The 22,862-nt window shown below is 63.6% G+C and carries 18 protein-coding genes and 1 other RNA gene; 7 read left to right on the forward strand and 12 right to left on the reverse strand.

The window, feature by feature from the left end; genetic code table 11:
* Positions 1-2 precede the first annotated feature (2 nt).
* Together ACZXDY_RS24420 and ACZXDY_RS24425 are read left to right on the forward strand one after the other, a co-directional pair.
* Positions 3-2,198, forward strand: a complete 2,196-nt coding sequence (locus ACZXDY_RS24420; protein WP_464347250.1) for a xanthine dehydrogenase family protein molybdopterin-binding subunit — start codon at positions 3-5, stop codon at positions 2,196-2,198.
* Positions 2,195-3,538 (forward strand): c-type cytochrome, encoded by a 1,344-nt coding sequence (locus tag ACZXDY_RS24425; RefSeq protein WP_464347251.1) that lies wholly within the window; start codon positions 2,195-2,197, stop codon positions 3,536-3,538. Before ACZXDY_RS24420 ends, ACZXDY_RS24425 begins: the two co-directional genes overlap by 4 nt.
* Positions 3,539-3,782: 244 nt before the next feature.
* On the opposite strand, the gene ACZXDY_RS24430 is transcribed toward ACZXDY_RS24425, so the two are convergent.
* The 3 genes from ACZXDY_RS24430 to ACZXDY_RS24440 form a co-directional block, all read right to left on the reverse strand.
* Complete coding sequence (locus tag ACZXDY_RS24430) at positions 3,783-5,291, reverse strand: amidohydrolase family protein (protein ID WP_464347252.1); 1,509 nt, start codon at positions 5,289-5,291, stop codon at positions 3,783-3,785.
* A 306-nt stretch (positions 5,292-5,597) separates the two neighbouring features.
* Positions 5,598-7,127, reverse strand: coding sequence for a hypothetical protein (locus tag ACZXDY_RS24435; RefSeq protein WP_464347253.1), 1,530 nt, complete (start codon positions 7,125-7,127; stop codon positions 5,598-5,600).
* Positions 7,128-7,267: 140 nt separating this feature from the next.
* A complete protein-coding gene (locus ACZXDY_RS24440) occupies positions 7,268-7,912 on the reverse strand; it encodes a LysE family translocator (protein ID WP_464347254.1) in 645 nt (214 codons plus the stop codon).
* Positions 7,913-8,184: 272 nt separating this feature from the next.
* Between ACZXDY_RS24440 and ACZXDY_RS24445 the strand changes: the two genes are divergently transcribed.
* Together ACZXDY_RS24445 and ACZXDY_RS24450 are read left to right on the forward strand one after the other, a co-directional pair.
* On the forward strand, positions 8,185-8,757 hold the full coding sequence (locus tag ACZXDY_RS24445) for a hypothetical protein (RefSeq protein ID WP_464347255.1): 573 nt from the start codon (positions 8,185-8,187) through the stop codon (positions 8,755-8,757).
* Between the two features lie 145 nt (positions 8,758-8,902).
* Positions 8,903-9,652: a response regulator transcription factor gene (locus ACZXDY_RS24450; protein WP_464347256.1), complete on the forward strand. Its 750-nt coding sequence runs from the start codon at positions 8,903-8,905 to the stop codon at positions 9,650-9,652.
* Between the two features lie 21 nt (positions 9,653-9,673).
* On the opposite strand, the gene ACZXDY_RS24455 is transcribed toward ACZXDY_RS24450, so the two are convergent.
* From ACZXDY_RS24455 to ACZXDY_RS24495, 9 genes are all read right to left on the reverse strand, one after another.
* Positions 9,674-11,098: an HlyD family type I secretion periplasmic adaptor subunit gene (locus ACZXDY_RS24455; protein ID WP_051396691.1), complete on the reverse strand. Its 1,425-nt coding sequence runs from the start codon at positions 11,096-11,098 to the stop codon at positions 9,674-9,676.
* Positions 11,095-12,849: a type I secretion system permease/ATPase gene (locus ACZXDY_RS24460; RefSeq protein WP_464347257.1), complete on the reverse strand. Its 1,755-nt coding sequence runs from the start codon at positions 12,847-12,849 to the stop codon at positions 11,095-11,097. The genes ACZXDY_RS24455 and ACZXDY_RS24460 overlap by 4 nt, the downstream gene beginning before the upstream one ends.
* Positions 12,850-12,971: 122 nt before the next feature.
* Positions 12,972-13,430: a hypothetical protein gene (locus ACZXDY_RS24465; protein ID WP_028163714.1), complete on the reverse strand. Its 459-nt coding sequence runs from the start codon at positions 13,428-13,430 to the stop codon at positions 12,972-12,974.
* Between the two features lie 173 nt (positions 13,431-13,603).
* Positions 13,604-14,992: a hypothetical protein gene (locus ACZXDY_RS24470; protein ID WP_464347258.1), complete on the reverse strand. Its 1,389-nt coding sequence runs from the start codon at positions 14,990-14,992 to the stop codon at positions 13,604-13,606.
* A 200-nt stretch (positions 14,993-15,192) separates the two neighbouring features.
* Positions 15,193-16,017: a TIGR00282 family metallophosphoesterase gene (locus ACZXDY_RS24475; RefSeq protein ID WP_028163716.1), complete on the reverse strand. Its 825-nt coding sequence runs from the start codon at positions 16,015-16,017 to the stop codon at positions 15,193-15,195.
* Between the two features lie 6 nt (positions 16,018-16,023).
* Positions 16,024-16,599, reverse strand: a complete 576-nt coding sequence (locus ACZXDY_RS24480; RefSeq protein WP_464347259.1) for a 5-formyltetrahydrofolate cyclo-ligase — start codon at positions 16,597-16,599, stop codon at positions 16,024-16,026.
* Positions 16,600-16,849: 250 nt separating this feature from the next.
* Positions 16,850-17,010, reverse strand: a non-coding RNA gene (gene ssrS / locus ACZXDY_RS24485) — 6S RNA.
* Positions 17,011-17,237: 227 nt separating this feature from the next.
* The gene (locus tag ACZXDY_RS24490) at positions 17,238-17,621 is read right to left on the reverse strand and encodes a cell division protein ZapA (RefSeq protein WP_028163718.1); all 384 of its coding nucleotides are present in this window, start codon (positions 17,619-17,621) and stop codon (positions 17,238-17,240) included.
* A complete protein-coding gene (locus ACZXDY_RS24495; RefSeq protein WP_028163719.1) occupies positions 17,618-17,941 on the reverse strand; it encodes a DUF4164 domain-containing protein in 324 nt (107 codons plus the stop codon). The genes ACZXDY_RS24490 and ACZXDY_RS24495 overlap by 4 nt, the downstream gene beginning before the upstream one ends.
* A gap of 396 nt (positions 17,942-18,337) precedes the next feature.
* Between ACZXDY_RS24495 and tkt the strand changes: the two genes are divergently transcribed.
* The 3 genes from tkt to ACZXDY_RS24510 all read left to right on the forward strand — a co-directional run bounded on the left by tkt (position 18,338) and on the right by ACZXDY_RS24510 (position 22,817).
* Complete coding sequence (gene tkt / locus ACZXDY_RS24500) at positions 18,338-20,323, forward strand: transketolase (RefSeq protein WP_464347260.1); 1,986 nt, start codon at positions 18,338-18,340, stop codon at positions 20,321-20,323.
* A 142-nt stretch (positions 20,324-20,465) separates the two neighbouring features.
* On the forward strand, positions 20,466-21,473 hold the full coding sequence (gap, locus tag ACZXDY_RS24505; protein WP_464347261.1) for a type I glyceraldehyde-3-phosphate dehydrogenase: 1,008 nt from the start codon (positions 20,466-20,468) through the stop codon (positions 21,471-21,473).
* Positions 21,474-21,623: 150 nt separating this feature from the next.
* Positions 21,624-22,817 (forward strand): phosphoglycerate kinase, encoded by a 1,194-nt coding sequence (locus tag ACZXDY_RS24510; protein ID WP_028163722.1) that lies wholly within the window; start codon positions 21,624-21,626, stop codon positions 22,815-22,817.
* Positions 22,818-22,862: the final 45 nt, after the last annotated feature.

Raw genomic sequence — 22,862 nt, forward strand, 5'->3', positions numbered from 1 at the left:
CCATGCTGACAGCAGAAAAACTCCGCCAGCAAGACAGCGCGGACGGCATCTCGCGCCGCGCGCTCCTCACCGGTGGGCTGGCCACCGGTTTCCTGCTTGCCTTCCACCTGCCGCTGCGCGCGGCCGTCAACGAGCCGGAGCAGCCGAAGGACGCAACCGACGGCAAGTTCGCGCCCAACGCCTTTATCCGCATCGACGAGAGCGGCCAAACCACGCTGATCATGCCGCAGGTGGAGATGGGCCAGGGTATCTACACCTCCATCTCGATGATCCTGGCCGAAGAACTGGACGCCGATTGGGCAAAGGTTGCGGTGCTGCACGCACCGCCCAACGACAAGTTCTACGCCAATCCCGTTTTCGGCTTGCAGGCGACGGGTGGCTCGACCTCGATCCGCGCCTGGTGGAAGCCGCTGCGCGCTGCGGGCGCCAGCGCGCGGGCAATGCTGGTACAGGCCGCAGCGGTGCAATGGCAGGTCGAGCCTGCCAGCTGCACGACGTCGAAAGGCGAAGTCGTGCACGCGGCAAGCGGCCGCAAGCTGGGCTATGGCGCACTGGCGCTGGCCGCGCAAGGCGAGACGCCGCCGAAGGATGTCCCGGTCAAGGACCCCAAGGATTTCGTCTATATCGGCCAGCCCCTGAAACGGCTGGATACGCCGGACAAGGTCAACGGCAAGGTCGTCTACGGTATCGACGCGATCCTGCCAAACATGAAGATCGCGACGGTGGCTGCCTGCCCCGTATTCGGCGGCAAGGTCGGCAAGGTGGACGACAGCGCTGCGGTGAAAATCCCGGGTGTGCGCAAGGTCGTGGTCCTCGAGGACACGGTCGCAGTGATCGGCGATCACATGTGGGCGGCAAAGAAAGGCCTCGAAGCGCTCAAGATCGAATGGAACGAGGGACCTAACGCAAAGCTCGGCACAAAGGACATCTGGCAGCATCTGCGCGCCGCCATCGAGAAGGACGGCGCGGTCGCAAAATCGGTCGGTGACATCGCCAAGGGTCTTGCGAGCGGCGACAAATTCGAGGCGAGCTTCGAACTGCCGTTCCTCGCGCACGCCTCGATGGAGCCGATCAACGCGACAGTTCACGTCAGGCCGGATGCCTGTGAGATCTGGACCGGCACGCAGATCATGACGCGCGTGCAGTCGGAGGCCGCAAAGGCCGCCGGCCTGCCCGTCGACAAGGTAATCGTCAACAACCACCTGCTCGGCGGCGGCTTTGGCCGTAAGCTCGAGCCGGACATGGTGATCACCGCGGTGAAGATCGCCAAGCAGGTCGATTATCCCGTCAAGGTGATATGGACCCGCGAGGAGGACATCCAACACGACGTCTATCGCCCGGTCTATCGCGACCAGGTCACCGCGACGCTGGTCGACGGCAAGGTGGCGGCCTGGAAATACAAGATCGCCGGTTCGGCGGTCATTGCGCGCTGGCTGCCCCCGGCGTTCCAGAAGGGAGTCGATATCGACGCGGTCGACGCCGCCGTGGAGACCCCCTACGACTTTTCCAACTTCCACGTCGAATATGTCCGCGCCGAGCCGCCCGCGGTGCCGACAGGCTTCTGGCGCGGCGTCGGCCCGAACAACAATGTGTTCGCATTCGAATGCGCAATGGACGAGCTTGCGCGCAAGGCCGGCAAGGATCCGGTCGAATTCCGCCGGAGCATGCTGACCAAGAGTCCGCGCGCGCTCGCGGTGCTGAACCTCGCCGCCGAGAAGTCCGGCTGGGGCCAAAAGCTGCCACCGCGCGTCGGCCGCGGCGTCTGCCTGCAGCCCTCGTTTGCGAGCTTCCTTGCGACCGTGGTGGAAGCCGAGATCGACGACATCGGCGAGATCGTGCTCCGCCGCGTCACCTCGGTGGTCGACACCGGGATCGCGGTCAACCCCGACACGGTGAAGGCGCAGATCGAGGGCGGCCTGATCTTCGGCCTCACCGCCGCACTCTATGGCGAGATCACCATCGATAAGGGTCGCGTGCAGCAGTCGAACTTCCACGACTACCGCATGATGCGCATCAACGAGACGCCGAAGATCGAAGTCACAGTGGTCAAGAGCGGCGAAGCGCCAGGCGGCATTGGCGAAGCCGGCGTCAACGCCGGACCGCCTGCGCTACGCAACGCGATCTACGCCGCAACGGGCGTGGCGCTGCGGCGCCTGCCGATCGACCGTTCACTGATCGCCGTGGGGAAGAAGGCATGAGACGGGTAAAGCGTATCCTGTTGAGCCTTGCCGTGATCGTCATCGCGGCGGTGGCCATCGGCGTCTGGACCATCCGTGGCCCGGGCCCGCTTGATTTCGCAGGTGGCAATAAGGCGGCCGTCGCCGACTACCGCGCCGGCAGGCCGACCGGCGTGCCAGCAGCGCTGGAGAAAGCGAGCCTGGTGGAGCGGGGCGAATATCTGGCCAAGGCCGCGGACTGCATGGTCTGCCACACCAAGCCGGGTGAGAAGCAATTCGCCGGCGGGCTGGCGTTCAAGCTGCCGTTCGGCACGCTCTATTCGACCAACATCACGGCTGACAAGGAAACCGGCATCGGCAATTACAGCGACCAGGATTTCCTCAACGCGGTCCAGCGCGGCAAGCGCCATGATGGGGCAATGCTCTACCCGGCGATGCCCTATGCGTCCTACACCTACATGACGGACGAGGACCTGCTGGCGGTGAAGGCCTATCTGTTCAGCCTGCCGCCGGTGCGCGCGCCGGCGCCGGAGAACACGTTGGCGTTCCCGTTCAACCAGCGCTGGGCGATGCTGTTCTGGTCGGCGGTGTTCAACCCGGACACGCGCTTTGCGCCTGATACCTCGAAGAGCCCGGAGTGGAACAGGGGCGCCTACCTCGCCGAAGCGCTCGCCCATTGCGGCGAGTGCCACACGCCGCGCAATCTCGGCTTCGCGCTCGACAACCGCAAGAAATTCGCGGGCGCCGTGACCGCCGGCTGGCGCGCCTTCAACATCTCCTCCGACAAGGCTACCGGCCTCGGCAATTGGAGCGATGAGGCGCTGGTCTCCTATCTCTCGACCGGCCATGCGCTCGGTCACGGCACCGCGTCCGGACCGATGGGCGAAGCAGTCGACCACAGTCTTAGCCAGCTCGCGCCGGAGGACGTTCGCGCCATCGCCGTCTATCTGCGCAGCATACCGCCGCAGGCCTCGCCCGACCTGCCGGCGACCACGGCTCCCGCAGCACCTGCCTCGCACAAGGAAGGCGTAACGGCGGATGCGAGGGGCAAGATGGTGTTCGAGGGCGCCTGTGTGAGCTGCCACGGCTGGACCGGCGAAAGCCTGGTGTCGCCGACGGCAACGCTGACCGGGTCGTGGGCGGTCAACGATCCCGCGGCCACCAATGTCGCGCAGATCGTGCTGTCGGGCACCAAGCGCACCACACCGGACGGCGCGCTCTCGATGCCTGCGTTCGGCAATGCCTATTCGGATGACGAGATCGCCGCAGTCGCCAACTATGTCACCGCCCGCTTCGGCGCCAAGGGCTCAAAGCTCACGGCGAAGGACGTCGCGGAGCTGCGGCAGCAGACGGCGCAGTAAGCCTTTGTGCCGTAGCCCGGGTGAAGCACCAGCGTAACCCCGGGATCGCTGGTAAACGCCGACAGAGATACCCCGGGTTGCGCTTCGTGCCACCCGGGCTACGAAACCGGTATCCAATTCGCATCGACGCGAATTGGACGAAGGCAAGGCAATTCACGGCGAGCTTGTCGCGCCGCGAATCGTTGTCCCTCTCCAATTGACGGAGGTCTCCTCGGCAAAGGGGGGCCGAGTCCGGGATCATGATCTACGCGGCGCGAACGTATCCGTAGCGCAGGTTCGAGGGTTCCTTGGCCCCCAAGGCGTACTCATTCTTGAGCGCCGCCAGGCGGTCCTCTGAAAAGCCTGGCATACTGCTATTGTCAGCGGCCCTCAGCTTGATCTTGTAGAACCTGGTCGCGTTGCCGGCGAAGATCTGCTGCTTGACGGCGCTGTTAGCGTCGCCGAGCGGCGCAAACCCGTACTTCTTCTGCATATCCTCCGGGATTTCGAGCCGGCGTAGCGCCTCGATCTGCCATTGCGGCGAGCCGTACCAAACCGAGTCGGTGCCCCACATGACATGATCCACGCCCATGCCCTTGATCAGCGTGCCGACCAGCGCGGCGCAGAATTTCGGATGCGCGACCGCCGAGTTGGCAAAGGACGTGCCTAGCTCGGCATAGACATTGGTGACGCCGAACTTCTGCGGGATTTCCGCAAGATCGGAGGCCCACTGGATGCGACCCGTTTGTTCGAAATCCGCCCATGCCTTGTCCGGCAGCTCGAGGAACGCCCGCAGCGCCGAGTGATAGATCACGAAGTTCATCTGCGGCCAATCCTTGGCTGCCTTTCCGATGTCCCAAGCCGTTGCGTATTCCCAGACGCCGGCGAACGATTTCTCGTAATCGGGCGGCAGCAATCCCTTGTGGACGCACAGCGTGTTGATGCCTGCCTTCACCGCCTTTTCGTAGAACGGATACATCACCTGCTCGTCGTCGAGCCGCCACGGGAACTTGGAAGGCGCCAGCGGATCGCCGATCGTATAGGACTTCCAGGAGTCCGGCTTGTAGATCTCGATCGCCTTGTCAACCTCCTCCATCCAGCCGGGCTGTTTGGGCGTTATGACGCTGTGCGCCAGCAGGCGCCGGGAGCCAGCGAAGCCGTTGATGAGTTCGCGCGCCTTGACGATCTGCTCGTTGGAGAGCAGCCACCAACTCGGATCGTCGAACGGTGCTCCGCTTAAGAGAGCCATATTGGTGTCGCTGTCGTAATAGATCTCTTTAACGTAGTTCTGGAACTTGTAGCGGGCGAGCGACGACACGCCTTCCTCCTTCATCTTCGGATTCCAGTGGTCACTCGCAAATTGCGCTAGTCCCAACAGCTCCTTGTGGTCGAAGTCGTCGCGGACAAAGTGGGTCTGAACGTCAAAGATGAACTGCTCGGCAAGGTTTTGCGCCCGGGCAAGCATCAAATCGGGTTCGCGGGCCTCGGCCGGCGCGACTTGAAAGACGTTACCGTAAACATCGTTCATGGCTAGAAAGGCCGCGGCCATGCCGCAGCTCGTGTGCAGGAACTGCCGGCGGCTCAGGCCCAGCCGTTTGCCGTTAGAATCAGCAAGCTCGTTGATTCGAGTTTCAACCTTCTTCTGAAGGGCGCTCTGCGGGGGCGGGAGATACTCGCCGTTTGATACGATCTGGGTAGGAATCGGCGTCGCGGCCGATGCCGCTTCAGCGCCGGCAACGAGGCGCTGCTCTCGTTCACTTAGCCAACTGCTCATCATTCTCCTCCCCGACTATGTTGGCATGCACCAATGCTGATTGCGCTCATCCGGCCGAGCGCTTGGCTTGCGATCCACGAAAGGCGAATGCGCTCGACATACGGCGTTCTGTCAGCATCGCGTGATCAGAACAGAAAGACTGCTTGAGAATTTAATAGATCAGCGGCACCCGTTTAGGTAGCTTAGCTAATGGACTCAACGCCCAAACTCGTATCAGCGCAAGCGATGTAATTCGACAGCTTCGCTGTCCCAACGCTTCGTCGTCCCCGTTGCTTCGAGCGAGCGCGCGGATTGCTACGATGCCGATCAGCCGCTCCTCGGGCTGGAACGCATCGCACGTCTGATCGTCGCGGCGGCGACCGCGCGATCGGCCATCAGTGTCTCGGTCAGTTCGACGGCGAAAAGGGACAGCATGAGGCCCACCATCGGCACTGCGGGCATCAGATATCGCGAGACGTCGAGCGTGTGAGCGGCGGCGGCGGTCGCGATCGAAGCCGCCCACATCACGACCACGATGCCTGCGCGCGTCACGAAAGCTGGCCGCCGACGCCGCACGGCTGCCACCGTCCAGAACATGACGGCGATAACGAAGGCAGCGGACAATGCCTTGGACAGATAGGCGGAAGTTACAGGGAAATCGGACAACAGGCCGATCCGAACTGGTCCGCCTTGCAGATCGTTCGGCTCGGCCGCCCGGCCGTGCCGCGCCATGATCTCGGACACGTGCGGCACGTCGTCGCTGGACACCGGTATGAAAGGCTCGAGTCCATAAGGCGGCCATGCCGACGAAAAGCCATAGGCCATCTGACGGAACAACTTGCCAGCGTAAGCCAGCGGCCGGTCGCGCACGGCGGCCAGGAAGATCCGCCAATAGGCTGCCGCTGCCCCGACGGCATGTCCGGTCGTGTCGGCGAAATCCCGATCCAGTTCGCTGTCGAACAGGCACGCGTCGCCAAAGAACCCGAGTACGGGCCAGCGGTCCGGCTCCGCGGCGACGTGGGTGGCAAGCCGCGCCATCATGGCACCGGCGCGGCCGCCTGCCGCCGATACGATCTCACCTCGCGCGGCATCGCTTGCGAGCACGATGTTCAGGTGATTGCAGAACAGTGTCTTGGGGACGAACACGGCCGAGGCCTGGTCGGAACTGGAAGCTCCGAACCGTGAGCCGGCAAGGAGAAGCGCCAGCGCCGCCGCTACGGAGATGGCCATCACGGCAAGGCGCGCGGGCGTCTTCGGCCGGACAAGGCAGGCGCCCAACAGGATGGCGGCGATCGGGACGAGGAGTCCCTGCGATCTCAAGCACGCTGCGATCGCCGCGCACAGGATGGAGACAACGACCGCGCAGCATCGCGCCGCCCCGTCGATGCAGGTGGCAACGAGCAATCCGGCTGTTGCCAGATTGAGGAAGACCGCAAAGAGAAGGTCCGCGGTGAGGACGTTCGTGAACAGCAACAAGCCCGGATACGTCGCGACCAGGATGATCGGAACCAGTCCGACGGCACTGCGCGTCGCCGCCTGCGCGGTTATCGCAAGCGCCAGCATCAGAACGGCCCAGGCCGCCTGCTGCAGGCGCACCACCGTTCCGAGGTCGCCTCCGAGCGCGAACGTCACGGCCAGGAATGCCGGGTAGCCCGGGTCGCGCCCACCCGTCACGGTCGGCCGTCCTGCCTCAAGCGTGCGCAGCGCGGATTCCACGAACGGCGGAGTGTCACCCCAGATGACCGGGACCGCCGGCCTGAACGACACGAGAATTGCCAAGAGGAGTGCGGCCCACGCCAGCGCGGCCCATGGCCGCCACGGCGACCCGACGCCGAAGGAGATGGCTCCGCTTTTCATACGCGCTGGAGCTTTTTGGTCGGACCGCACGATCACCGTCCACACGGGATAAGACCCGCCCCGGCGTCATGCTAGACCAGGACGCGCTACATCACCATCGACCCTCAGCAGTGGCACGTGAAAGCAGCGCAGCCCGGCAATCAATTGGCCGGACGCTTCGCCAGCACGAGGCCGATGCCCAGCGCGACCATCGCAGCTCCCGATGCCTCTCGCAGGCGGCGAATCAACGCGGGACGTGCTGCTGCGCCTTGGCGGATGCGACTCGAGGCGAAGGCGACCACGATGTCGGCAAGGGTGTTGAGCGCGACCGACACGAAGCCAAGCATCACGAACTGCAAAGCGACGTGGCCTGCGGTCGGAGTCACGAATTGCGGAACGAAGGCAAGGAAGAAGGCTGCTGTCTTCGGGTTCAGCGCCTCGACCAGCACGCCTTCACGAAACGCCCGCCGCGGCCCGATCGGCGGTGCCGGTCTCTTCAAACCTGCCGATGCGTCCCTGCGGGCCGACAGAAGAGTGCGAAGGCCTATCCAGATCAGATAGGCGGCACCGATCAGCTTCAGCGCTGTGAACAGTTCCGCACTCGCGAGCACGATAGCGGAAACGCCCAGGCTGCCCGCGACGACGTGGACCATGCCGCCCAATCCGGTCCCAACGCTGGAAGCCACGCCTTCCGCACGGCCGCCAGCGAGGGTGCGTGCAGCGACGTAGAAGATGCCCGGACCGGGCGTGATGGCGAGCACCAAGGCCGCGGCGAAGAAAAGCGAGAATTGAGTCAGATCTGGCATGATCGTGAGTTTTACAGCATCACGGGCCTAGCGCCCAGAGCGCAGATCCTGATCGATCGTCCCACGGATCTCGCGCAGCAGATCATGCGCTTTGTGCCTGCTCGCTCCCGACACATTTCCTCGCTGCGTTAACCATGCACGAGCGCGGCTGAGCAATGGTTCGACGCTTAATGCGCGCTTAACGCTTTTGCGGGACACATAGAGGATCAGCGCAAAATCAAGTCGCAAGAAGTGCGAGTGGAAGTCTGCCCTACCCCGAGGAGGGGGATTGCATGGGACTGCTTCTCATTGGCTTGGTGGCAGGAATGCTGATCGGCTATGGCATGCCTCCGTCTACCCAGGCGAGCTTGCAGATGTGCGGGTCGAAGATCTGTTTCGATGGGAGCGTGCCACCTCAGGCGGAGCCGAAGGCGAGCGCGCCCACGCCCGATGCTGCGGCGAAGGCAACGAAGGCGGCAGCGGCGGCGAAGCCAGAGAAGCGATCACCGCCCCGTCGGGACACAAGGGTTGCGCGTGGCAAGAACCCGCCGCCGAAGGCGATGGCGGACCGCGCCGCGGCTGCCGGGACATCCGAGGCCGTCCTGAGCAAGGCGAAGATATCGGTCGCAGCAAAAATGGAAGATCCGGCGTCGGCCGAGTTCACGGACGCGAAGCGGGCAATCAGGAAGAATACGCTGGGGCGGTCGGTGGACACGATCTGTGGTCATGTCAGGGGAAAAAAGGCGTCGGGCGAGGACACCGGGGAGAAGCCATTTCTGTATCTCGTGAAGGAGGATGACGTCTACGTCGTCGACGGCAAAGCGAACTCAGCCGCGGCGATCGCATATCGGAATATTTGTAACTGAAGCGTGACACCGGGAAAGCGGATACCGGTGACCAACGTGCGCGCTCGATCGGCCAGAGGCTTACGCCATGCGCCCATTGCGCGACGCTATTTATTGGCATGGAAATGATTGGGGTAGGGCGGCAATTCCTTCAATTGAGGATATTATGGACGACCTTGTCTCTGCTGCAGAGCGGCTCAACGGATCGCTGCCGTTGCCGGTCCTGCTCATCATCGATCCGCTCACCCTGGCGCGGACCTGCATTCTGCACATTCTCAGACAGGAGCTGAGCGGATTCGACATCGTCGAGATGGCCACGACCGACAATCTCGGCTGCGCCACGGGACGCGACGTTCGGCTGGCAACGCTCAGCATCGGGGACAAATCGGTGGCTGATCCCTCCGTCGCCGGCGACCTCGCGCTGCTCGCCGATTGCTGCCCCAACGCCTCGATCGGCCTGTTCTGCAACCGGGACGACGAAGCCACCGCGCTTGCAGCCCTGCATCGGGGCATCAAAGGCTTTTTTCCGACCTCGATCCCGGTCGAGCTCGCTGTCGCCGGCTTGCGTCTTGTTCTCGCCGGCGGCGTCTACAGACCGCTTTCAATTGAAGGGCAGGACGGGTCCTCTAGCTGCGAACCGATCTACCATAGCCCGTTGGCGCCGATATATCTGGCAAACAAGGACCAGATCGAATTCACGCCTCGCGAGCAACACGTGCTTGCAGAATTGGAGCTCGGTCTGCCCAACAAGCTGATCGCCGCCAAACTGAAGCTTTCGGAAAACACGGTGAAGATGCACATTCACCACATCATGCGGAAGTGTGCCGCCCGCAATCGGACCGAGGCCGTGCTGCGCTGGCGCGCAAGATCGACCGTTCACCGCGGACCGGAGCCCGGCGCATTCTCGTCATCCTGATCTGGCTATTCCTGCCGTCGCTCAGTCTTCACTGAAGGCGGTGTGGAAGCTGTCGAGCAGAGGCCGCAAGGCGTAGATCGCCACGGTGCCGCGCCCGGTTGTGATGAACACCTGGGCCGGCATTCCCGGAATGATCTTCAAGCCATTCTCCACGATCTTGGAATCCTGGACGCGGATTTTCGTCGCGTAGTATGGCTGGTCGGTGCGCTTGTCGAGCAGGCGGTCGGCCGATACGTGCATCACCGTTCCCTTGAGACGCGGGACGCGACGTTGATTGTAGGGCAAGAGGTGTACGTCGGCGTTCAGCCCCGGATGAACCACGTCGATGTCCTCCGGCTTCAGGCGTGCGATCACGACCAGCCTGTCCTGCCGGGGCACCAGATCCATCAACGCGGCGCCGGCGCCGATCACGCCGCCTGGCGTATGAACCCGCAGGTCGGTTATCACCCCGTCCTCGGGTGCCTTGACCTCCGTTCGGGACAATTGGTCCTGCGCCGCCAGCAATTTTTCGCGCAATTGAAAGCCCTGGTTCTGCGCCTCGCGCAATGACTGTGCGATCTCGTTCTGCCGGTCGCTCTCGAGCTTCAGGAGCGTCGCCTGCGATTCGCTGATCACCTGCTTGGCGCGCGAAATATGCGCAATGATCTCGCCGCGCCGTCCCTCGATATCGGCCAGCTCCCGCTCGAGGTTCAACAGGCGCGGACGGCGCTCGAGTCCCTTGTTGACCAGGATGGTCACCATGTCGAGCTCTTCGCGCACGATCGTGGCCCGCTGCACCACCGCGTCCTCCTGCGACTTGAGCCCCTCGATCTCCTTTGCGACCTGAAGCCGTTTTTCCCTGAGGATGGTGGCCTGGGACTGGAACACCTGCCGGCGCGTTTCAAAGATGTTCTGCTGTGCCGCCAGCACCGAATCGACCGAGCCGCTCGTGCTTCGGATCCTATCGAGCCATGTCGGAAACGAGATCTGCTCCTGCCCCTGCTGCTCGGCCAGAAGCCTTGCCTCGCGTGCGGCCGCGTCCCACAACTGTCCCTGCAGGCTTTGCACCTCGGCGCGGGCCCTGGTGTCATCGAGCGCGATCAGCGTCTGTCCCGCGCTCACGGCATCGCCGTCGGCGACCAATATTTTCCTGACGATGCCGCCCTCGAGGTGCTGGATCGTCTTCCGGCTGGATTCCGATTCGACCACGCCGGACGCGATCGCCGCGCTTTCAAGCGGAGCAAAGGCCGACCAGATCCCCAGACCCAGCACAAAACCGACGACCAAGAGATTGCCGGCCAGGGTGACGTGGCCGAGCCTGTAGCGCGGCGAGGCTTGCGTCGGCGCCGGACACCAGGGAAACTGCCGTGGCTCGAATTCGTCGATCGCGGTAATCACGACGCCGCTCTCGCGCTTCGGCAGGAAGGCGGGCGGCAACCGCACGAGGGCTCGGAGGTTTGCGATCATGGGAGAGCCGTTTCCTGCGATGCCACTTGGGAAGCGACTTGCGGCCGGCTCAAATACCGCTCGAAGATGTCCTCGCTCTCGCCGAACGCCGTGACCGCGCCGTCCTGCATGATGGCGATCTTGTCCGTCGCCGCGAGGATGCCCATCCGGTGCGTGACGATGACCACCGTGACACTGGCGATCTTCAGTTGTTCGATGGCATCCAGCAGCACCCGCTCGCCGGTGTAGTCCAGGCTGGCATTCGGCTCATCCAACACGACCAGCCGCGGCTCGCCGAAAAATGCCCGTGCAAGCCCGAGGCGCTGGCGAAATCCGCGCGAGAATATGCCGCCGTCATTGGCGACGACGGTATCGTATCCCAGCGGCAGCCGCAGGATACTCTCGTGAATCCCGGCGAGCTTTGCGGCATGCATGACCTTTGGCAGATCGGCGTCGTCCAGTCGGGCGATGATATCCTTGATCGTCTCTCCGACGAGATCGATGTCCTGCGGCAAATAGCCGAGGTAACGGCCTTGCCGCCCTCCGCGCAGGGCCGAGATGTCGGTCTCGCCCAGGAGGACGCGCCCCTGCCCCGGCAACAAGATTCCGGCAATGATGCCTGCGAGTGTGGACTTGCCGGAGCCGGACGGACCGATGATGCCGAGGCACTCTCCGCGCGCGAGACGGAATGAGATGGTCTTGATGGGAAACCACTCGCCTTCCGAAACCTTCGCGCCGATATTGTCGACGACAAGATCGCCCGTCGACTGTTCCGGCAGACTGTCCATGTTTTCGGTCGTAGGTGGAACGGCGGCAAGGACGTTGGTCAGCCGCTGATAGGCATCCAGCGCTCTCTTCAGCGCTTTCCAGCTTGCAACGGCGCCTTCGACCGGCGCCAGCGCACGGCTGAACATCAGCATCGTGACAAAGATGATCGCCGCGCTCTTGCCGTGATCGAGGACGAGCCACGCGGCTGCGCCCATGATGAGAACCTGCGCCAATGAACGCGTCGGCTTGGCGATCAGCATGATGATCTCGTTCCGCCGCTGCGCCAGGTCGTGCTCGCTTTGCGCGTTCCGCGCATCCACGTAGACGCGGCGCGCCACGTCGTCCAGCATTCCCATGCTGCGGATCAGGTGAACGTGGCCTGCGACCATCGCAAGGCGGCCGTAGCTTCTGGACAGGGCGATCGCGGATTTCGCCAGCGCGCTTTCGGTGAGAAGATCGCCGACCACCGTGAGGCCGAACAGAAACAGCACGCTGCAGGCGCCAATGCCTCCAAGCAATGGATGCACGAAAAACAGCACGGCGAGGAATGGCGGAATCCAGAGCGCATCGAGCAGCGTCAGGGACGCGCCTGACTCGACGAACTGACGCACGGCCGTGAGATCGCGATAGGCATCCGAAGCGCGTGCTGAATCGTTACGAAACGCATGATCAAGGCAGGCGGAGAGCACGGTGGGACGCAGCCGGTCTTCCAGCCAGGCACCCAGGCGCGCCAGGACCGAGCGACGCAGCGCGTCAAGCACCCCGCCCACCACAACCGTGAGTGCAACGATCAAAGTGAGCATCAGGAGCGTTTCATTGCTCCGGCTCGGCAGCACGCGATCGTAGATCTGGAGCAGATAGATCGAGGGAGCGAACAGCAGCAGATTGTAGCTGCAGCTATAGGCGAGCACGATGGCGAGCGAGCCTGCGCAGGTCCGCAGCGCCGCCTGCAACGGCGTCCAGGGCGTCTGCAGCAGACTGAACCGAAGCAGCGGCACCAGCATGATCGTCACCGCCAGAGCTTCAAGGCTTGACCTTTTGCGCGGATCGTTTTGCGGGAGATCTGAGGCCGGCGGCACGGACCGCCGGCCTCAGCCGCCTCAATGAGGCCGCCGATCAGGAAGCACTAACCAATATGGACGTCAACGTCGCCGCCCATGCCGAGGTTGTCACTCCCGCCATCGCCGCCGATGCCCGCCGCGACTTCCTGATGCATGTCCGCCTTCAGGTAGTTCGACTGATGCGCCGTCGTGTTGGCATACACCTTGGAGGTGTCGTACCCGCTGGACGAGCTCTGATCGCCGTTCGACTTGGCGTCGCCGCCATAAGCCTTCGAGTACTTCGACGCCTTGGCGTCACCGCCGTCGGCATCCCAGGATGCCTTTTGACTGACGTAGTCGCCCGTCTTCACGTGTACGTCGGCACCATCGGCCTTGTTCGACGGATCGAACTTGATCGATGGTGAATTGCTGATGCTTCCCTTGAAGTAGCCGTCGCCGCCGTTTCCGACGCTCTGACCGCCTGTGCTGATTGACTTGAAATCGATCGAATCGGAAACCTTGAGAAATCCCTTGCCTTTCGACATTTGAGCCTCCGTGCTGAGTTTACCTCGCGCGACATTCCTCCCTGTCCTGGAAGCGGATGCGCGATGCGAGTTTGTCCGCCGACGACGGGCTCGCGATAGATGCCAAATGGGATGTCATTCGATTCCGCGGACTACGCCCGAAAGGATTACATGCCCTATCGAAATTCGGCGCCCTATCCGATCAGATGAAGATCGGACAACAGATGCGTCGCGACGTCGCCGCCCAGCGCAAGATTGTCGTGGCCGCCGTTGCCGCCGATTCCGGCGATCTGAACCGCGCTCTGATCGATATGGACATTGTTGATCTGGTCCGCCTCGGCTGTCGAGTGCGGCCCGGCGATGGCGATGTTGATGGGAGCATAGATCGCGACGCTGACATCGATGAGACTGCCGGAGAAATGGCCGCTGCCACCATTGCCCGCGCTGTTGGGTCCGGTTGCGATCGCATTCGAGCCGCCGCCCAGGAGTGCAGAGATGAGCGCTGCGCTGCCGCCCGCCGCGACATTGCCGCTGCCGCCGTCGCCCCCGCTGCCGGCCATCTGGAACGAGGACTGATCCAGATGCACGTCGTTGAGCTGGTATGCCTGGTTGCTGGAATTATATCCGGCGACCGAGATGTTGACGGGATCATAGACGGCGACGGACTTGTGGACGAGGTCGCCATGAAATTGGCTGTCTCCGCCGTTGCCGGCCTGATTGCCGCCGGAGTCGATTGAGCTCTGTCCGCTGCCGCCGGATTGACCGTGAGCGGATACGTCGCCACCGCCTGCGGCATTGCCGTTTCCGCCCTGCCCGCCGATCCCTGCGATCTGCACGGCGGACTGATCGATCTCCACCGTGTTCGACTGGCTGGCGTGCGCGCTGCCGCCGGGCGCCGCAAACGCGAAGTTGACGGGGTGGTAGATGACAACCGGCGCATCCAGCAGCGTTCCAAGGAAATGACCGTCGCCGCCATTGCCGGCGTGATTGTCGCCTGTCGTGATCCCACTGGCGCCGAAGGAAGAGAGGTCGACGTTTCCGCCGGCGGCAATGTTACCATCGCCGCCATTGCCTCCGATGCCGGCCATCTGCAGCGCGGACTGGTTGATATCAACATCGTTGGTCTGCTCGGCGATGGCGATTGAACCATATCCCACGGATACCGCGATGTTGATCGGCTGATAGATCACCAGGGAGGCGTGAATGATGCCGCCATAGAAAAATCCGTCGCCGCCGTTGCCGGCCTCGTTCGCTCCTGTATCGATCGTGCCAGTATTGCTGTTACCCGAATTGGATTGGTGCGCGGGAGCGCCGCCGAACTGATCGGCATTATTGGGCTGGTGGACATCCGCGTTGCCATGAAGGCTGCCGCCTCCATCTCCGGTCGAATCGAGAGACGGGACGGACGCATTAGATGGTGAGCCGAACGAGGAGCCGCCGGCGCCGTCATGGCTATCGGCCGTGAGATGATGCAAACGGGCCGGCGAGAACTTGGTACCGTACGCGGGATCTCCATCATCCCAAGGATAATGCTGCGGCTGATCATGCAGCCGGATGCTGTCCGACATCCAATCGAACTTCATAGTCGCCTCCCTGGCGGGATCGCTCCGCGCAACGCGACGGACCACTCCCGACCGTGAGGCAATGTCACGCCGTATGCGTGAAAAGCCGAGCCATCAATTCGGATGCAACATTTCGGGTGAGATTGTACAAACGAAATTGGGTCGAAGACGCGCTATCGCGCACGTCAGCGCGCCCCATTCGCAGTCGACGCATTCTTGAACTAGCCCACCCAAAAACCCGGCACGGCCGGCTCGAGGCGTCCACCGACGCGTACCGGCGCGATGCGGAGCGCGAGGCCGGTGGCGTCGTCGGTCTCGACCGCAACCCCGCTCAGCGTCGCTTCGCCGGCGGCCGGCTCGAAGCGGCCGGAGGGGATGCCGGTCTGGAAGCGCTGCAGCGGCTCTTCCTTCTGCATGCCGATGATGGAATCGTAGTCACCGGTCATGCCGGCGTCGGTCATATAGGCGGTGCCGCCGGGCAGCACCTGGTGATCGGCGGTGGGCACATGGGTGTGGGTGCCGACCACGAGGCTGACGCGGCCATCGCAGAAGAAGCCCATGCCCTGCTTCTCGGAGGTCGCCTCGCCGTGGAAATCCACCACGATCGCATCCGCCGCCTGCCGCAACGGACAGGCCTCGAGCTCGCGCTCGACCGCGGCGAAGGGATCGTTGGAGGGCTCCATGAAGACGCGGCCGATCGCGTTGATGACGAGCGCACGCTTGCCGTTCTTGGTGTCGACGAGCGTGGCGCCGCGGCCCGGCGCGTGGCGCGGAAAATTCAACGGGCGGATCAGGCGCGGGGCGCGCTCGATGAACACCAGCGCTTCCTTCTGATTCCACGCATGGTTGCCGAGCGTGATGGCGTCCGCCCCGGCATCCAGGAAATCCTGGTAGATCGCCTCGGTGATGCCGAAGCCGCCGGCGGCATTCTCGCCATTGACGATGACGAGATCGAGCGACCAGTCACGGATCATGCGGGGAAGATGTTCTGAGATGGCAGTGCGGCCGGTCTTGCCGACCACATCACCGACGAAGAGGATACGCAAATTCAGCTACTCCCGGAAATCGAACGTCTTGCGCTCCGTTAGCACATAATCAAGCGCGACGTCGTGCGACAAAGCCGGAACCGCCTTGGTTTCCTGCACCGCGAAGCCAAGTCCGATGCCGATCACGTGCTTGGTCTTGCGCAGATGGGTGAAGGTGAAGTCGTAATAGCCGGCGCCATAGCCGATCCGGTGGCCGACCCGGTCGAAAGCGGCGAGCGGCACCAGCATGACGTCGGGGATCAACTCGGCCGCAACCGGCGACGGCTCGGGGATACCGAGCGAACCAAGCGTCAGCCGGTCGCCCTTGGCCCAGGCACGGAAGAGCAGGGAATGGCCGCGCGCGGTGACCGCCGGCAGCGCAAGCTGTGCGCCCTGCTCGGCGAGCTTCAGCATCAGCGGCATCGGATCGATCTCGCTGCGGATCGGGGAATAGCCGGAGACGATCGTGCCCTGCGCGATCTCAAACGGCAGTCCGCGCTTGGCGATCTTCGCGGCGGCAGCAGTGCGCTCCTCTTCGCTCAGCGCATCACGTCGGGTGAGCGCGGCGCTGCGGAGCTCAGCCTTCGGAGAGATCGCGCGCATGATGTCTTGCTCCACGGTCATCACCCGCGAAGGCGGGTGATCCAGTATTCCAGAGCCGTCAGAGCGTTTTCAAGCGAAGTGGATACCGGTTCGCGTAAAGAAAACGCGTCAAACAAAAATGAAGAGCTTCGGATCAATCAGAACCGATGCTCCAGTGATCAACCTGCGAAGCCGCGGCGTACTGGATACCCCGCTTTCCGGGGTATGACCGACGCCGGGTACCCGTGAACACCGCGTGCAAAAAACAAAGCGCGAAGCCGCAGAGGCCGTTGGAGCGCTCGATCCCGGAGTTCCCTACGAAAGTAGGTGGGCACCATATGTCCGGGTCCACGGACCCGGCCAGGGACAGTTCCCTAAAGGATCGATAAGGCCCCGGGGATATATGGCTCCTGACGCGCAACGCAGCTTCGCAGGGGCTAATGTAGCGATCCCCGCGGCGTTCCGCCAGCGGGAAGGAAGTTGTCCTCACCCACCCCTGAAAGGGGCGGGTCGACGCGAATGAAATGAGCAGCGGGGAGGGGTCAAGTCTCTCCGCAGAGAGACTGGCCGAGTGGAGAGAGTTGACCGTCCCCGGTTCGCATTTCGCTGCGCTACATGCGAACCGACCCTCCCCTTTCAGGGGAGGGTGAGACAGCGAGCTAACCGATCGCGATACCGCCGCCGATGGTGCGGTTGAGCACCTGCGTGGTTTTCTCGATCCGCTCAGCGGCGGCGTTGAGTGCGTTCGAGATCGCGACTTGCGTGGCGCGGGCGCGATCGACCGCGGCGGCTCCGGAGTCGCGTAAGGATTCGATTTCCTGCTCCAGGCTGCGGATGCGTGCGCCGGCGTCGACCAGTTCGTCGCAGGCGGTGAGCGCCGCCATCACGGTCAGGCGCGCATCGCCGATCTCACCGAACTTGCCGCGCAGCGATTCGATGCGCGATTCAAGGTTCTCCGCGAGCTTCAAGAGACGAACTTCCTGCCCCTCTTCGCACGCCATGCGGTATTGCCGGCCGTTGATGGTGACGTTGATGTGACTCATCGCGTGTTCTCCTCGCCATCAAGCACGGCGCGGATGGTGCCGATTGCCGCATCCAGCTTCTCGGCGATCTCGCGATTGGTGCGCTCGAGCTTGCGCGTCTTCACCAATGAGCTATCGAGCTCGTCCGCAAGCCGCGAGCGATCCGCACCGAGCGCCTGGATCCGGCTCGCCAGTTCGTTCTCGTCGCGGTCAGCCTCGCGCCGCCGCTCAACGGCGCTTTCCAGAGCATCCAGCGCCGCCATCAGCCGCCGTGTGGCGGCGTCGACGTCGGCGATAGCGGGCTCGGCATTGGCAGCCGCGTTGGTGGAACGATCGCTCATACGAGACAAGGTACATCCTCGATGGCGTGGCCGTCCGCGAATCCTTGCGGTTCGGCAAGCGCTTAGGCGATGAAATTTACGTGGTGAGCGAGGCCGGCGCAACGCCGCCGGTAAACTATGCACCGATAGATGGAGCCGCCCCGGGGGTCGCACCTGTCGGTTTTACCCAGGCCCGTCCGCTCGGGAAACCGGCGCCCAGAGGGTTCGTGCCCCCTTCGGCCGGACACACCGGAGGCAACTTTGCGGCCGAAAGCGCGTTTCCTTGCCTTCGACTTCCCTTGGACTTCCGGAATTGAGGTGCTATCCAGCCTTTCCCCGTGCCTACCACCCGCATATGGCGGCCCTCCGGGCGGCGCGCATGCAAGCCAAGCTTCTCATTTCAGACGGATTTTCATCATGACGCAAGTCGATCACACCCGTATGGCCAACGCCATTCGTGGGCTCGCAATGGATGCGGTCGAGAAGGCGAAATCCGGCCATCCCGGGCTGCCGATGGGTGCGGCCGACGTCGCGACCGTCCTGTTTACACAGTTTCTGAAATTCGATGCGGCCGACCCGGCCTGGCCGGACCGCGACCGCTTCGTGCTCTCGGCCGGCCACGGCTCGATGCTGCTCTATTCGCTGTTGTACCTCACGGGCAACAAGGACATGACGCTCGACCATCTCAAGCACTTCCGTCAATTGGGTTCGCTGACGCCGGGGCATCCGGAGAACTTCCACACCAAGGGCATCGAGACCACCACCGGCCCGCTCGGCCAGGGCATCTCGACGGCGGTCGGCATGGCGGTCGCGGAGAAGATGCTCGCTGCCGAATTCGGCAAGAAGATCGTCAACCATCACACCTACGTGCTCGCCTCTGACGGCGACCTGATGGAAGGCGTGTCGCAGGAAGCGATCGCGCTCGCCGGCCACTGGCGGCTCAACAAGCTGATCGTGCTCTATGACGACAACGGCATCTCGATCGACGGCCCGACATCGCTTGCGGATTCCGTCGACCAGGTGAAGCGATTCAAGTCGGCGGGATGGGCCGCCGAGCACATCAACGGCCAGGATCAGAAAGCGATCGCGGACGCGATTACGCGCGCGCAGAAATCGAGCAAGCCGACGCTGATCGCCTGCAAGACCACGATCGGCTACGGCGCGCCGACCAAGGCCGGCACCAACAAGGTCCATGGCGAAGCGCTCGGCGCCGACGAACTGAAGGCCGCCAAGGAAAAGCTCGGCATCTCGCTCGAACCGTTCTCGGTGCCCGATGACGTGCTGAAGGCCTGGCGCGAAGCGGGTGCGCGCGGCGCGGCGGAGCGCCAGGAGTGGGACGCACGCTACGCCGAGCTCGGTAGCCGCAAGCGCGCCGAATTCGAGCGCCGGCTGCGGCACGAACGGCCGGCGTCGCTGGCAAAGGCGCTGAAGGGACACAAGAAGGCGCTGCTCGAAAACCCGCTCAACGTCGCGACCCGCAAATCGTCGGAGGCCGCGATCGAGGTGATCGCCGCCGCGATGCCGATGGAATTTCTCGCCGGCTCGGCCGACCTCACCGGCTCCAACAACAACAAGGCGAAATCGGCGGTCAACTTCTCCGCCAAGACGCCGAAGGGCCGCTTCATCCACTACGGCATCCGCGAGCACGGCATGGCCGCGGCGATGAACGGCATCTTCCTGCACGGCGGCTTTGCGCCGAACGGCGCCACCTTCCTGGTGTTCACAGACTATGCACGGCCGGCGATGCGACTTGCGGCGTTGATGGGTACCGGCGTCGTCTATGTCATGACGCATGACTCGATCGGCCTTGGTGAAGACGGCCCGACGCACCAGCCGGTCGAACATCTTTCCGCGCTGCGCGCCATTCCCAACATGCGCGTTTTCCGCCCCTGCGATGCCATCGAGGTTGCAGAATGCTGGGAACTCGCGTTGAACCGGATCGACGGCCCGACGGTGCTGGCGCTGACGCGACAGAACCTGCCGCAGCTTCGAACCACCGCGCCTGCCGACAATCCGTGCAGCCATGGCGCCTATGAGCTGGTCGCGGCGCAAGGTGACGCAAAAGTGTCATTCTTCGCCTCCGGTTCCGAAGTTCAGATCGCTGTCGACGCGCAGAAACAGCTCGCGGAACGCGGCATCCCGTCGCGGGTTGTGTCGGTGCCTTCGATCGAATTGTTGCTGGCGCAGCCGGAAGAGCGGAAAAAGGCCATCATCGGCAACGCGCCGATCAAGGTCGCGATCGAGGCGGCCGTGCGCTGGGGCTGGGATGCCGTGATCGGCCAGGACGGCGAGTTCATAGGCATGCACGGTTTCGGCGCCAGCGCGCCCGCCAAGGACCTTTTCAAGCATTTCGGAATTACCGCCGAGGCCGCCGTTAACGCTGCCCTGAAGCGCGTCGGCTAGCGGTTGAGCTTGCCCCGAAAAAGGACTAGGTAACTCCTATCTAATCCGTCCTCGTCCGGCCGAACCGGGCGATCCGCCGTAACACCCTCGCTGGAGCACGCGCCAGCGGGGACGGCAACAGCTATTAGAGGAGTGAAACAGCATGGCAGTCCGGGTCGCAATCAACGGGTTCGGCCGCATCGGCCGCAATGTGCTTCGAGCCATCGCCGAGTCTGGCCGCAAGGACATCGAAGTGGTCGGGATCAATGATCTCGGCCCGGTCGAGACCAACGCCCATTTGCTCCGTTTCGACTCCGTGCACGGCCGCTTCCCGGGCACCGTCACCGTCGATGGCGATACGATCAGCGTCGGCGACAGCAAGATCAAGGTGTCCGCCGAGCGCGATCCGTCCAAGCTGCCCTGGAAGGATCTGGGCGTCGATGTCGCGCTGGAATGCACCGGCATCTTCACCGCCAAGGAGAAGGCGTCCGCGCATCTGACCGCCGGCGCCAAGCGCGTGCTGGTCTCCGCGCCCGCCGACGGCGCTGATGCCACCATCGTCTACGGCGTCAACCATGACACGCTGACCAAGGAGCACCTGGTGATCTCCAACGGCTCCTGCACCACCAACTGTCTCGCGCCGGTGGCGAAGGTCTTGAACGACACGGTCGGCATCGAGACCGGCTTCATGACCACGATCCATGCCTATACCGGCGACCAGCCGACGCTGGACACGCTGCACAAGGATCTCTACCGCGGCCGCGCGGCGGCGATGTCGATGATCCCGACCTCGACCGGCGCAGCCAAGGCGATCGGCCTGGTGCTGCCCGAACTGAAAGGCAAGCTCGACGGCGTCGCGATCCGCGTGCCGACGCCGAACGTCTCGGTGGTGGATCTGAAGATCGTCGCCAAGCGCGCAACCGACGCCAAGGAAATCAACGAGGCGATGAAGCGCGCCTCGGAGCAGCAGCTCAAGGGCATCCTCGGCTACACCACCGCGCCGAACGTCTCGATCGACTTCAACCACGATCCGCATTCGTCGACCTTCCACATGGACCAGACCAAGGTGCAGAACGGTACGCTCGTGCGCGTGATGTCGTGGTACGACAACGAGTGGGGCTTCTCCAACCGCATGGCCGACACCGCCGTCGCGATCGGAAAGCTGCTGTAACCATTTGTTTGTCGTCATGCCCGGCCTTGAGCCGGGCATCCACGTCTTTGTTTCCGTAGGAGCAAGGGCGTGAATGGACGGGACATAGGCGAGCGAAAGCGACGCCGTCCTTCGGACGGCGAAGCCCGGCCATGACAAAGGAAGCCTGACATGAAAAACTTCCGCACCCTCGACGACGTTGACGTGAAGGGCAAGCGCGTGCTGCTCCGCGTCGATCTGAATGTGCCCATGGAAAATGGCCGCGTCACCGACACCACGCGGCTGGACCGTGTGGCGCCGACGATCACCGAGCTTTCCGACAAAGGCGGTAAGGTCATCCTGCTGGCGCATTTCGGCCGCCCCAAGGGACGCGATCCCAAGGAATCGCTGAAGCCCGTCGCTGAGGCGCTGTCGAAAGTGATCAAGAAGCCGGTCGCTTTCGCCGACGACTGCATCGGCGAGCCCGCGGCAAACGCCGTAGCGGCGCTGAAGGACGGGGAGATCCTCTGTCTGGAGAATACCCGCTTCCACAAGGAAGAAGAGAAGAACGATCCGGCCTTCGTCGCGGAACTGGCAAAGCTCGGCGACATCTGGGTCAATGACGCGTTCTCGGCGGCGCACCGCGCTCATGCCTCCACCGAAGGCCTCGGCCACAAGTTGCCGGCCTATGCCGGACGCACCATGCAGGCCGAGCTCGACGCGCTCGGCAAGGCCTTGGAAGCCCCGAGCAAGCCGGTCATCGCGATCATCGGCGGCGCCAAGGTTTCCACCAAGATCGACCTGCTCGAAAATCTCGTGACCAAGGTCGACGCGCTCGTGATCGGCGGCGGCATGGCCAACACCTTCCTGCATGCGCAGGGCGTCGGCATCGGCAAGTCGCTGGCGGAGAAGGATCTCGCCGCGACCGCGCTGCGCATCCTGGACAAGGCCGCGGCCTCCAATTGCGCCATCATCCTTCCCGTCGATGCCGTCGTCTCCTTCCACTTCGCGGCCAATTCGCCATCGCATGCCTACGGCCTGGACGCGATCCCGGCCGAGGGCATGATCCTCGACGTCGGCCCGCAATCGATCGCCCGCATCCATGCCGCGATCGACGATGCGGCGACGCTGGTGTGGAACGGCCCGCTCGGCGCCTTCGAGCTGCCCCCGTTCGATCGCGGCACCGTGGTGGCCGCCAAGCACGCCGCCGAACGCACCAAGGCCAAGAAGTTGATTTCGGTCGCAGGCGGCGGCGATACCGTCGCGGCGCTGAACCAGGCCGGCGTGGCGCACGATTTCACCTATGTCTCGACCGCCGGCGGCGCATTTCTTGAATGGATGGAAGGCAAGCCGCTGCCGGGCGTCGAAGTCCTGAAAATCCGCTGACTACCAGTTCACGCGCGAACGCACTGCAAATACAGGGAGAATTCG

It is taken from the genome of Bradyrhizobium sp. LeoB3 (assembly GCF_055456055.1).

What these genes read in the sequence shown, in the direction of transcription:
- ACZXDY_RS24440 (WP_464347254.1), bottom strand. Translation starts at nt 7,912, where the DNA reads ATGCCAGATCTGACTCAATTCTCGCTTTTCTTCGCCGCGGCCTTGGTG.
- ACZXDY_RS24445 (WP_464347255.1), top strand. Translation starts at nt 8,185, where the DNA reads ATGGGACTGCTTCTCATTGGCTTGGTGGCAGGAATGCTGATCGGCTAT.
- ACZXDY_RS24510 (WP_028163722.1), top strand. Translation starts at nt 21,624, where the DNA reads ATGAAAAACTTCCGCACCCTCGACGACGTTGACGTGAAGGGCAAGCGC.
- ACZXDY_RS24490 (WP_028163718.1), bottom strand. Translation starts at nt 17,621, where the DNA reads ATGAGTCACATCAACGTCACCATCAACGGCCGGCAATACCGCATGGCG.
- ACZXDY_RS24450 (WP_464347256.1), top strand. Translation starts at nt 8,903, where the DNA reads ATGGACGACCTTGTCTCTGCTGCAGAGCGGCTCAACGGATCGCTGCCG.
- ACZXDY_RS24480 (WP_464347259.1), bottom strand. Translation starts at nt 16,599, where the DNA reads ATGCGCGCGATCTCTCCGAAGGCTGAGCTCCGCAGCGCCGCGCTCACC.
- ACZXDY_RS24420 (WP_464347250.1), top strand. Translation starts at nt 3, where the DNA reads ATGCTGACAGCAGAAAAACTCCGCCAGCAAGACAGCGCGGACGGCATC.
- tkt (WP_464347260.1), top strand. Translation starts at nt 18,338, where the DNA reads ATGACGCAAGTCGATCACACCCGTATGGCCAACGCCATTCGTGGGCTC.
- ACZXDY_RS24460 (WP_464347257.1), bottom strand. Translation starts at nt 12,849, where the DNA reads ATGCTGGTGCCGCTGCTTCGGTTCAGTCTGCTGCAGACGCCCTGGACG.
- gap (WP_464347261.1), top strand. Translation starts at nt 20,466, where the DNA reads ATGGCAGTCCGGGTCGCAATCAACGGGTTCGGCCGCATCGGCCGCAAT.
- ACZXDY_RS24425 (WP_464347251.1), top strand. Translation starts at nt 2,195, where the DNA reads ATGAGACGGGTAAAGCGTATCCTGTTGAGCCTTGCCGTGATCGTCATC.
- ACZXDY_RS24435 (WP_464347253.1), bottom strand. Translation starts at nt 7,127, where the DNA reads ATGAAAAGCGGAGCCATCTCCTTCGGCGTCGGGTCGCCGTGGCGGCCA.
- ACZXDY_RS24455 (WP_051396691.1), bottom strand. Translation starts at nt 11,098, where the DNA reads ATGATCGCAAACCTCCGAGCCCTCGTGCGGTTGCCGCCCGCCTTCCTG.
- ACZXDY_RS24495 (WP_028163719.1), bottom strand. Translation starts at nt 17,941, where the DNA reads ATGAGCGATCGTTCCACCAACGCGGCTGCCAATGCCGAGCCCGCTATC.
- ACZXDY_RS24430 (WP_464347252.1), bottom strand. Translation starts at nt 5,291, where the DNA reads ATGAGCAGTTGGCTAAGTGAACGAGAGCAGCGCCTCGTTGCCGGCGCT.
- ACZXDY_RS24465 (WP_028163714.1), bottom strand. Translation starts at nt 13,430, where the DNA reads ATGTCGAAAGGCAAGGGATTTCTCAAGGTTTCCGATTCGATCGATTTC.
- ACZXDY_RS24470 (WP_464347258.1), bottom strand. Translation starts at nt 14,992, where the DNA reads ATGAAGTTCGATTGGATGTCGGACAGCATCCGGCTGCATGATCAGCCG.